Consider the following 10796-nt stretch of genomic DNA (forward strand, 5'->3'; position numbering starts at 1 on the left):
GCAGCGTCTCGATCGCCGAGATGCCCAGCTTCTTCTTGGCGCAGGTCGCGACGACGTGATCCTGGGGTGCGTTGACGTTGATCGCTCTGGACATGGCGGCTCCTACCGATTGCATGACGTGGCCGGTCCGGCTTGGCGTCGAGGCCGATCTTCGGCCGCGCGAACGCCCTTGTCCCACAAAACGGCGGCCCGCGCCACCTTTGGCCGAACCTTGTAAGGGTGGACGGAACGGATCACGGCGGTCCGAGTTGGGCCGCGCGCAATACTTGATCCATCATATAGCGGAGCGGCCGCGGAAAGCCAGCGGGCCGTCCGGCGGCGGCCTATCGCGCCCGGACGCTCGCCCAGGCCTGCGCGATGCCGTCCAGCTCGTCGGCCACGGCGCGGAACGGGGCGGGGTCGTCGCCCAGGCTGGCCCGCACGACTTCGCGCCTGGCGCCTCCATAAAGCGTCGCCAGCGTCCGCGAGACCTCGCCGCCCGCGTCATGGTCCAACCCGGCTTCCAGCGCGAACAGGACGGCGGTCGCGCGCGTCACCCGCTCGCTTTTCCGCGCATAGTTCCGGTGCTCGGCGGCGTGGGCGGCCGCGCGCAGCGCTCCCACGACCTCCTCATACAGCATCTGCACCAGCCCCGCGCCGTCGCCGGCCGCCGCGGCGCGGCCCGCCACGTCGATCCGGCGATAGGTCATCTCGGGGCTGTGAAGCGCGCTCGCATAGGCCATCACGCGTCGCTCCGGTTCCAGGCCTTGATCTGGTTGTCCAGGAAGGTCTGCGTCGATTTATAGGCGGCCGTGCGCGCGTCCATCGTCGCGAACTGCCTGGTCAGCCGTTCGCGAAACGCGGTTGTCTGGACCGAGGCCTTCTCCTTGGCCAGGCTCAGGCTGGCGAGCTGTTTGGTGTAGGTCGCGGCCGACATGTTCAACGGTGCGTTTTGATCGTTCTTGTCCGTCACGCGCTTCGTGATCGCGCTCAGCGCCGCGGACAGGCCCTTGGAGGCCGGGCCGGTCGCCTGGGCGAACATCGCCTCCACGGCGGTCGGAAAATCGGCGACCATCTTGGTCAATCGTGCGTCGTCCACCGACAGCGTGCCGTCGCGTGCCGTCCTGATGCCAAGGTCCGCCAGCGTGCGCGGCGCGCCCGCGACGGCCGTGTCGATCAATGCTTCGGTGGTCAGCCGGCCCAGGCTGCGCTGCAGGACGGCCGCGCCCGAATCGTTCCTGAGCACGCCGGTGAAGGGATCGTTCTGTTCCCTTATCACCGACAGCATCTCGTTGTAGGCCGCGACGAAGTTGGTGGCGGCCTCCGACAAGGCCCCGCCCGGTCGACTGGACGACAGTCCGACCGGCGCGGCGGTGACTTTCAGCAGCTCCAATTTCAGTCCCGGGATCAGGTCGGCGACCGTGTTGCTGGTTCGACGGTACTGCGCTCCGTCCATGGTCAGGATCGCGTCGCGCGCGGCCACGCCGGTGAACGCGCCCGTGCCGCCCGCGGTCACGCTCGCGCCGACATCGAAACCGTCCAGCGTCTCGCCGTTGTTCGTATAGGCGGGCGAGGGCGGGATCACGGTCGCCGCCTGGTCCGGCCGGTCCGTGGCGGTCACGGTGAAGGCCTTTTCGGCCCCCTCGGTGGCCTTGAACACCAGGCGCGAACCCGTGCCGTCCTTCACAAGCATGGCCGACACGCGCCCGCCGACCTGTCCGCTGCCGTTGATCTGGTCGGCGACCTGTTGCAGCGTCTGGCCCGCCGCGATCGTCAGCGTCACGTCCTTCGGCTGCGCCGCCGCGTCGGGTCCCGCCTTGGTGAAGCCGATCGTGATCGTCCCCTCCTTGAAGATCACGGCCGCGTCGTAGGACCTGTTCGTGGTCGACGCCTGCGCGGAGGCGAGCTGCGTCACGGCGACCGCGACGCTCAGATTCTTGACCGTCGCGTCCGGCAACAGCGATACCTGGATCGCGCTCGGGTCGGCGCTGACCGGCTTGGGCGCGAGGGTGCCGCCCTTGGTCAGGGCCTTCAGGGCCGCGTCGAAGTTGGTGATCGCGCTCTTCAGCGCGGACACGCCCGAGATCTGCGCGGTGAGTTTCTCCTCGCGGCGCGTGAAATCGGCGTTCTTGGCCGCGAACTGAGCCTCGACCAGCGAAGTGACGAGCGCGCCGACATCGATGCCGGAACCCGCGCCCAGCGTCTTCGCGATCGATTCGATGGCCATTCGTACCTGCTCCCCGCGCTTCTCCTTCGTAAACGGCCACGGGCCGGAGTTCTTTAGGCGGCCACCCCGTCCTCCCTTAGGCCGTGACGCCGTTCTCGTCGAAGCGCGCCCCGAACGGCACGTCGACCGGGGGCAGGGGCGGGGTCGACCCGCCCGCCTCGGCGTTCAGCTGGAACACGAAGGCGAGCACCGTCGCGATGGCGAGATACAGATCGTCGCGCACTTCCTGCCCCTCGCGGCTGGTGTAATAGACCGCGCGCGCCAACTGCGGATATTCGAGCACCGGCAGCGCCAGCTCGCCCGCGAACTCCCGGATCGCCAGCGCGGTCGCGCCGCGCCCCTTGGCGACCACCACCGGCACCTGGTCGCGGCCCCGGTCGTACCTGAGCGCGACCGCGAAATGCGTCGGGTTGGTCAGCACCACATGCGCCTCCGCCACCGCCTTGCGCGCGCCGCCCTGCAGCACCTCGCGCCGGCGTTGCCGCTGCTGCTGCTTGGCTTCGGGCGATCCCTCGGACTGTTTATGCTCGTCTTTCACCTCCTGCTTGGTCATGCGCATCTTGATCATGCGCCGAACCGCCTGGACGGGTATGTCGATACCCGCGATCACGACCAGCCCGCCCGCCATCGCGATCAGCGTATTCGCGAACAAATCGCCAAGGATCGCAACGGCTTGGCCCATGTCTGCGGCCGACATCGAAGGGGCCACCCGCGACACCTTCGCCAACATCCACCAGCCGATCGCGCCGAGCAGCACGACCTTGAGCAGCGACTTGCCCAGCTCGATCCACCCCTGCGAGCCCAGCATCCGCTTGAGCCCCGCAACCGGATCGATACGACTGCCCTTGGGCGCCAGCAGCTTGGCGTTCCACCCCAGCGACCCCAGCCCCGCCTGGCTGGCGATCGCCGCCCCGACGCTGACCGCGAACAGGCTCGCGAGCGACGGCAGCAGCCGCCACCCCGCTTCCAGGATCGGGCGGAAGGGCGCGAAATCCTCCACATCGGCGCGCTCGAACCGGAGCGAGGCGGTCATCACGCCCTTGCAAGCCTTCATCAACTCCGGCCCGAACCACACCACCCAGGCGACACCCGCCAGCATCGCCAGCGCCGTCCCGAACTCGCGGCTCTTGAGGACATCGCCCTTCTCGACCGCGTCGCGAACCCGTTTGGGGGTGGCCGCCTCCGTCCGTTCGCCGCCTGCCTCGGACATCAGCCGAGCACCAGCCGATCGGCGGCCTCGAGGCTCTCGCGGACGATCACGAGCATGTAGTCGCCCATCGCCGGGAACGACACCGCGAGCGCGACGACACCGACGGCGAGGCTCATCGGCAACCCGACCGCGAACAGGTTGAGCGAAGGCGCCGACCGCGAGATCATGCCGACCACCAGGTTGAGGCAGAGCAGCAGGAAGCCGACCGGGAGCGCCAGCAGCAGCCCTGCGGCGAAGGCGTAGCCTCCGAACACGGCGATCGCCTTGAGTCGCTCCGCGCCCATCCACGCCTGTCCGGGCGGCAGCGCGTCGTAGGAGCGCACGATCATCTCGACGAGCACCAGGTGCCCATCCATCGACAGGAACAACAGCGTCAGCATGATCGAGAAGAACTGCCCGAGCGCGGGGCTCGACCGCCCGTTCTGCGGGTCGATCGACGACGAAAAGCCGAGCCCCATCGACCCGCCGATCAACTCGCTCGCGATCAACGGCGCGGCGAACGCGATCTGGAGCACGAAGCCGATCGCGAGCCCGACCAGCGCCTCGGCGGTGACGGCCATGATCGTCGCCACCCCGAACAGGCTGGCGGGTGGCGTCACCGGATAGGCATGGAGCACCAGCACCCCGATCGCCCCTGACAGGGCGACTCGCACCGGTAGCGGCACGGCCACCGCCCCGAACACGGGCGCGGCCACGAACGCCGCGCCGACACGGATCATCACGAACACCAGCGCCCAGAGCTGCGGCTCGATGGAGAGGCCGAAGCCAAGCATTATCCCTCTCCCATCGGGAGAGAGAGGGAGCCGCGCAGCGGCGGAAGGGTGAGGGTGACGAGTGCCTGGCGAGGCTCGTCATCCTCACCTTCCCACTCGGCTGCGCCGAGCGGGCCCCTCCCTCTCCCGATGGGAGAGGGATCAGCGGACAAGATCAGGTATCCGCTCGAAAATTCCCACGGTGAAGTCGGACAACAGCCCCAGGATCAGCCCGCCGAACACCATGATCGAGAACGCCACCACCAGCAGCTTGGGCACGAACGACAGCGTCTGTTCGTTGATCGAGGTCGCCGCCTGGATCATGCCCAAGATGAGACCCGCGAGCAGCGCCGGGATCAGGATCGGCGCGGCGGCGAGCGCGAGCACCCACATGGTCTGGTTGGCGAGCGTCAGGAAATAGTCGGCGTCGGCCATTTAGCTTCTCACGCGAAGCTGTTGGCGAGGCTGCCCATCGTCAGCGCCCAGCCGTCGACGAGGACGAACAGCAGCAGCTTGAACGGCAGCGAGATGATCTGCGGGGACAGCATCATCATGCCCAGCGACATGAGGACGGTCGCGACCACCAGGTCGATGACGATGAAGGGCAGGAAGATCAGGAACCCGATCTGGAACGCGGTCTTGAGCTCGCTCGTGACGAAGGCGGGGAGGAGCACGGCGTAGGGGATGTCGTTCGCCGACCGGTACGGCCCCGACTTCGCCATCTCGGCGAACATGGTCAGATCCTTGATCCGGGTCTGCTTGGACATGAACGCATGGAGCGGCGCGCCGGCGGCCTGGATCATCTGGGTGCCGGGCATCCGGCCGGCGGCGTAGGGCTCGATCGCGGCGGTATTTATTTGGTTGATCGTGGGCGCCATGATGAAAAGGCTCAGGAACATCGACAGCCCGACCAGCACCTGGTTGGGCGGTGTCTGCTGGAGCCCCAGCGCCTGGCGGAGCACCGACAGCACGATGATGATCCGCGTGAAGCTGGTCATCATCAGCAGGATGCCCGGCAGGATCGTCAGCAGGCCCATGATGATGAGGACCTGGAGCGACAAGCTCAACGAGCCCGATTGCCCGGGCGTCGCGCCGCCCAGTTGCCCGAGCGCGCGGTCGACCGCGTCGCCGACGCCCGGCGGGGCCGGAACGGCGGGCAACCCTTGCGCGAATGCGGGCATCGCGACCACGATGGCGAGCAGCAACGTCAGCACCGCCACCCACCAATTTCCCCGCGCAGGCGGGAACCCAGAGCGAGCAGGTTCACTCCGGCTGCTCTGGGCTCCCGCCTGCGCGGGAGAACAAAAGAGGGCAGCGCCCCGACCAAGGCGCTTGACCGTGATCATGCGTCCACCTTGTCCACGAGCGTGACGCCGCCGCGTCCGACCGACACGAGCAGACGCTTGCCCTCGAAATCGAGCACCGCGAGTTTGAGGCCGGGCGAGATCATCATCGTCTCGCGAATGGCGATGGTGCGCGCCGTCGGCTTGCCCGGCATACGCCGCTCGAACCGCCGCCACAGATAGAGCGAACCGACCATCAGCCCGCACACCAGCGGCAGCAGCACGACGAGCTTGAGAATGTAGGACCACATCATGGGCGTCAGTTCCGCTTGTCGGGAGAGACGAGCTCGGTCATCCGCACGCCGAAGCGGTCGCCGACGGTCACCACCTCGCCGCGGCCGATCAGCGTGCCGTTGACGAACACGTCGAGCAGTTCGTTCGCCTGACGATCGAGCTCGATCACGCTCGACTCGCCGAGCGCGAGGAGTTCGCGGAGGGAAAGGTTGGTGGAGCCGATCTCCACCGTCAGCTTCACGTCGACGTCCTGGAGCAGCCGGAAATTGGCCGCCAGGCTGGCGTCGACCGGAAAGCCGCCGGTCATGTCGTTCATTGCGCGGGTCCTTGGGTCGGTTGGGCGAACGGAAGAGTGTCGGATGAAGCTTGGTGGGCGAGCGAGGTGAGGCGCACGGCGGCCTGACCGTTCGACACGCCGACTGTGCCCGCGCCCAGGCAGCCGCCGCCGACCATCACGGGCACGTTCGCGCCGAACGAGATTGGGATCACGTCGCCCGCCTTCAGGTTCATAAGCAGCGACAGGGGCACGACCGGCTCGGCCAGGACCGAGCGGACGGGGAAGGTCACGTTCATGGCGGCGCGGGTCAGCCCGGTGCGCCAGGCAGGATCGGGCTCGACCTTGTCGAGGACGCGGCCGGTCAGGCTCGCGCCGTGCGGCTTCATCGCGGCGACCGGATAGAGCAGGTCGAGGTGGACCGGCGGGGCGTCCTCGGCGGCGAGGCCGAAGCGCGTCACGATCAGCGCGTCCTCGGCGGCGACGCCCAGCATCGCCGCGTTCGCCTCGACGTGCCCGACCGCGAAGTCGATCCGCGCGAGCGGCTCCCAGGCGGCGGCGAGCGGCGGCGCTATCATGCCGCCCAGCCGCGCGATCATCGCCTCGGCCGCGGGCGAGAACTCGGCCGGCAGCACGGGCGGGGTGAAACCCGATCCGCCAAAGAACAGGTCGAGCAACTCGAACACGAACCGCCCGTCAAACACGCACAACGCCTGCCCGCCGAGCGAGGTCATGGGCATCGGCAGCCAGGCGGTCAGGTCGTGGCCGCGCTCGGCCCGGTAATCGCTGAAATGCTGGACGGCGAGCGGCTCGGCCCAGCAGCGCAACTCGCGCTGCAGCAACGGCTCGAACACGGCGCGCAAGCTGCGAGCAAGCCGGGCCGACAGGTGCTGGACCGTATGCAGATCGCCGAACGGATTGAGCTTGGTCTGGCCGAGCAACGCGGCCGCACCCTGATGCGCATCCTGGCCAGAGCCCGCACGCGCGCGCTCTCGACGTTCCATCGTATCGGTGGTGGAGCGGCTGTTAACCATGCCTCACTGAACAACGAAATTAGTAAAGTAAACGTTACTGACCCCGCCGAATCCCTCCTTCTGCTCGAGCGTTTCATTGATCGCTTTCGCCAGCTTGCGCTGAAGCTGCTTCTTGCCCTCGGCGTTGAAGACCTGCTCCTCGCTGGTGTCGCTCAGCGTCATCAGGATCGCCGATCGGACCGCGATGTCGTTGGTTTTCAGCCGCTCGATGACCGTGTCGTCATAGGGCGTCGAAACGGCGACGCCGACCTGGATGAAGTGCACCGAATTCTGGAGGTTGGAGGTGAACTCCTTCTCCATCGCATAGTAGTTGGATGCGTATTTCTCGCCGCCCGCGACCTCGGGTGTCGGCTCGCCTTCGTGACCGGGCGCGGGTGCATGGTCGCCGCGCTTCGCGTCTTCCTCGCCGCCACGCTTCTGCTCGCTTTTCAACACCAGCTTCGGCTTGGGTTTCTCATCGGCTTCGCCGTGCCCACCGCCGCCGACGAGCCCGGCGCTGGCCGCATACAGCCCCGCCCCGACCCCGCCGCCGACCAGCACGACCAGCCCCACGCCGAGCACCAAAAGCTTTTTCAGCTTGCCCTTCTTCTTGGGCGCTTCTTCGGGCTTGTCGCTCATTCAATCGATCCTTCTCGTTCAGGCGATGCGGGTATCGGCGGCGTCCTCGTCCATCGCCGCCGGGGAGCTCGGACGGGCGGGAACGGGGGCGGTATTCGGTTGCGGCTGGCGACCGCCCGGCTGCGAGTCGCCGTCGCCGTCGCCGTCGCCGTCGCCGACCGCCGTCTGGCCGAGCTTCAGCCCTCGCGCCTCGGCCGCTTCGGCCAGACGCGGCGCGGCGTCCTGGAGCAGCGCGCGAGTCGCGGCCTGTTCGGCGGTGAAGTGGACATGCACCGTGTCGCCGTCGCGTTTCACCGCGACGTCGATCGAACCGAGCGTGTCGGGGATCAGCCGGATGCGCGTGTCGACGGCGTCGACCGCATCGCGCAACCGCTCGATCCGCTCCACCATCGCCGACGGCCAGCGATCCTGCCGCAAGTCGAGGGCTGCGGTCGCGGTCGCGGTCGATACATCGACGCGAGCGGCTTCGATCGGCGACAGGAAGGTATCGCCCGCGACCGGCCGCGGGTCGCGCGGCGCGCGGCGGAGATCGGCGGCGAAGACCTGGCGAGCCGTACCGCTCATCACCGCGCGGGTCATGGTCGGCGCGGGATCACGGGTCACGACCGGCGTAGGTGCGATGCGGGCAGGATCGGAAGCGGTCGATTTGGACGTGTCCGGCTTGGATGCCTCGGACGGCGTGGCGGTCGACGACCCGGTCGTTTCCGGCGAGCCCTCGGCCGGCGGGACGACGGAGGGCGACGACACGGCGACCGACGACGCGGGGGCAGGCTGCGCGACGGTACCGGCGGGACCCGGCGATAGAGGCGCAAGTCGATCGAGCGCTGGAGTGGTCGGTTGCCCCTTGGAAATCGCGGTGTCGGGCAACGGACGAAATGGCAAGGCGAAGCGGGACGGCGGAGTGACGACGAGAGGCGGATTGGGTGCGCGATCCACGACGGCGTTGGTCGAAGCTGGGCCGACAGCCGGCATCATGATCGGCGGTTTAGGGACCGCCCGGTCGCGACCGGGCGCGAGTGGCGATTCAGGGGCGTATTCGTTCGAAGCCGCGACGGACGGAGCACCGGCCAGGCTTTCGGCACTATCTTTTACGCCGACCGAGATCGGCAGGATCGAAGTCACCGAAGCGGGGATCGTCGTCCGATCATGTAGGGTCTGCGGGACGAGCGTCGTCACGGCCTTCGTCGGCTGCTCCGGCGACGACTCCGTCACATCGTCGACGAATTGGGCGATGGGCCTGTGTTCATCGAAAACGACGACCGCCCCGGGCGTGGGCGCGATTGCGACCAGGTTCGCATCCGATCGCGGCATGGGGTCGAATGCGTGTGTCGGGGCCGGGTCGTCGGCTGGGATCGGCACGGTCGTGCCGGGATCGATCTGCGGCGGGACGTCGCTCGCACCGACGAACATGGGAGGAGCATCCGGGCTCGGGCCGACCTCCTCCGGTTCATCCGCAGTGACTGACGCATCCTTCGGAGTGGAAGGGGCCATACAGGTTTCCGGCCGAGCGAAACGGGGCAAGGCGCCAGGCTTAGGCGTCGTTCCGTGGGATTTAGGTGTCCCGACCTGGGGTGAGGGTGGAGGTGCGACCAGAATGCCCGGCACAGGCGATTGCGGGTCCACGGCCGGATCGTCGGTCGGAAGCATCAGCGAAGCCGGCGTCGGCGACGGCAAGGACGAGATCGGCGGCACCATGTTGCCGGTCGGTGTGGCCGGTTGCCGCTTGACCACGGCCTCGCCTGCCCCCTCCAGCATGAGATCGAACGCGGCCGAGTCGCCCGCCAAGGGCGCGGACGCCTTGGGCGCGAGAAGGTTGAGCAGAGGCGATACCGAGGAAATCATGCAGGCTATTGTCCGGTCGATCAGGTCGACGAAACATTCAGCAAGGATCGTGCCGTTTGCGGCCGAGCCCAACTTCCTCAAGCGCGCGCATGTCGCGGCGGACCGCCTCGCGCCCAGCGCGTTCCATCAGCTTCTCGACCGCGCCCTGGCCCTGCTTGGTCGTGCGCGCATGGGCCACGGCGCGGTGGACGTCCGCCTCGGCAGCGCCGACGCGCGCGACGGCGGCGAGCGCGGAAACGCCCAGCCGCTCGCGATAATGCGCTGCCGCGACCAATGTCAGCGCGTCGCCGGATACCGGCGCGACCGCCTCGGCGAGCTGGGCGATGCGCGTCGACAGCGCGGTCTCGGTCGCGACGGTGCCCCGCGCCCGCGCTTCCTCGGCGCGGGCGAGCGTGAGCTGGAGGGTGCGGACGCGATGGATGCGCGCCAGCGTCCGAGCGTGGGTCGCCATGTCAGTCCTCCTGGCCGAATACGCCCGTCAGTTCGGCCACCGAGTCCGCCATCGGCACGATCTCGTCGGCGTCCTGGCGGATGAACTCGGTGATCGCGGGATGGCAGGCGATCGCGGCATCGATCGCGGCGTCCGTCCCGGCCCGGTACGCGCCCATCAGCACCAGGTCGCGATTCTCCTCGTAAGTCGACAGGTGCCGCCGGAGCGTCCGCGCCGCCAGTTGGTGCGGGCGGTCGACGATGTCGGTCATGACGCGGCTGACGGACGGGCCGATATCGATCGCGGGATAGACGCCGCGTTCCGCCATCGCGCGGCTGAGCACGATATGCCCGTCCAGGATCGATCGCGCCGCGTCGACCACCGGATCGTTGCCGTCGTCGCCGTCCGCCAGCACGGTGTAGATGGCGGTGATCGACCCGCCGCTCCGGACGCAGCCGCCCGCGCGCTCGATCAGGTTGGGGAGCATCGCGATCGCGGAGGGCGGATAGCCGCGCGCCGACGCCGGCTCGCCGAGCGCGAGGCCGATCTCGCGGCCGGCGTGCGCGACGCGGGTGAGCGAATCCATGATGAGCAGCACGCGGAGGCCCTCTTCGCGGAACGCCTCGGCGATGGCGGTGGCGCGGAGGGCGCCGCGTATGCGAAGTACTGGTGAATGGTTGGCGGGGACGGCGACCACGACCGAGCGCGCGCGCGCGGCGCCCGCAACCTTGGTCTCCAGGAAATCGGCGACCTCGCGGCTGCGTTCGCCGATAAGGCCGATCACGACCACGTCCGCCCGCGCCGCGCGCACCATCATGCCCAGCAGCACCGACTTGCCGACGCCCGAGCCCGC

At 68.5% G+C, this 10796-nt stretch carries 12 protein-coding genes and 1 pseudogene; all 13 read right to left on the minus strand.

Annotated elements, in window-relative coordinates; genetic code table 11:
* Window positions 1-323: 323 nt before the first annotated feature.
* Window positions 324-722, minus strand: a complete 399-nt coding sequence (locus ACFE71_RS13035) for a flagellar protein FliS (protein ID WP_375429233.1) — start codon at window positions 720-722, stop codon at window positions 324-326.
* Window positions 722-2206 (minus strand): flagellar filament capping protein FliD, encoded by a 1485-nt coding sequence (fliD, locus tag ACFE71_RS13040; protein ID WP_375429222.1) that lies wholly within the window; start codon window positions 2204-2206, stop codon window positions 722-724. The genes ACFE71_RS13035 and fliD overlap by 1 nt, the downstream gene beginning before the upstream one ends.
* A gap of 76 nt (window positions 2207-2282) precedes the next feature.
* Entirely contained in the window at window positions 2283-3416 is a 1134-nt protein-coding gene (gene flhB, locus ACFE71_RS13045) for a flagellar type III secretion system protein FlhB (protein ID WP_375429223.1), read from the minus strand.
* The gene (fliR, locus tag ACFE71_RS13050; protein WP_375429224.1) at window positions 3416-4189 is read right to left on the minus strand and encodes a flagellar biosynthetic protein FliR; all 774 of its coding nucleotides are present in this window, start codon (window positions 4187-4189) and stop codon (window positions 3416-3418) included. The genes flhB and fliR overlap by 1 nt, the downstream gene beginning before the upstream one ends.
* A 141-nt stretch (window positions 4190-4330) precedes the next feature.
* Window positions 4331-4603, minus strand: a complete 273-nt coding sequence (fliQ, locus tag ACFE71_RS13055) for a flagellar biosynthesis protein FliQ (RefSeq protein WP_375429225.1) — start codon at window positions 4601-4603, stop codon at window positions 4331-4333.
* 8 nt (window positions 4604-4611) lie between these two features.
* A complete protein-coding gene (gene fliP / locus ACFE71_RS13060; RefSeq protein ID WP_375429226.1) occupies window positions 4612-5514 on the minus strand; it encodes a flagellar type III secretion system pore protein FliP in 903 nt (300 codons plus the stop codon).
* A complete protein-coding gene (locus ACFE71_RS13065) occupies window positions 5511-5765 on the minus strand; it encodes a flagellar biosynthetic protein FliO (RefSeq protein ID WP_375429227.1) in 255 nt (84 codons plus the stop codon). The genes fliP and ACFE71_RS13065 overlap by 4 nt, the downstream gene beginning before the upstream one ends.
* 5 nt (window positions 5766-5770) lie before the next feature.
* Window positions 5771-6061, minus strand: coding sequence for a flagellar motor switch protein FliN (gene fliN, locus ACFE71_RS13070; protein WP_375429228.1), 291 nt, complete (start codon window positions 6059-6061; stop codon window positions 5771-5773).
* Window positions 6058-7023, minus strand: coding sequence for a flagellar motor switch protein FliM (locus tag ACFE71_RS13075; RefSeq protein WP_375429229.1), 966 nt, complete (start codon window positions 7021-7023; stop codon window positions 6058-6060). Before ACFE71_RS13075 ends, fliN begins: the two co-directional genes overlap by 4 nt.
* Before the next feature lie 33 nt (window positions 7024-7056).
* Window positions 7057-7671, minus strand: coding sequence for a flagellar basal body-associated protein FliL (gene fliL, locus ACFE71_RS13080; RefSeq protein ID WP_375429230.1), 615 nt, complete (start codon window positions 7669-7671; stop codon window positions 7057-7059).
* A gap of 18 nt (window positions 7672-7689) precedes the next feature.
* Window positions 7690-9081, minus strand: coding sequence for a flagellar hook-length control protein FliK (locus ACFE71_RS13085; protein ID WP_375429231.1), 1392 nt, complete (start codon window positions 9079-9081; stop codon window positions 7690-7692).
* 469 nt (window positions 9082-9550) lie between these two features.
* Complete coding sequence (locus ACFE71_RS13090; protein ID WP_375429232.1) at window positions 9551-9964, minus strand: hypothetical protein; 414 nt, start codon at window positions 9962-9964, stop codon at window positions 9551-9553.
* Window position 9965: 1 nt separating this feature from the next.
* Window positions 9966-10796: pseudogene (gene fliI / locus ACFE71_RS13095) on the minus strand (flagellum-specific ATP synthase FliI); the annotation flags it as partial.

Source organism: uncultured Sphingomonas sp. (genome assembly GCF_964237155.1).
Classification (GTDB): domain Bacteria; phylum Pseudomonadota; class Alphaproteobacteria; order Sphingomonadales; family Sphingomonadaceae; genus Sphingomonas.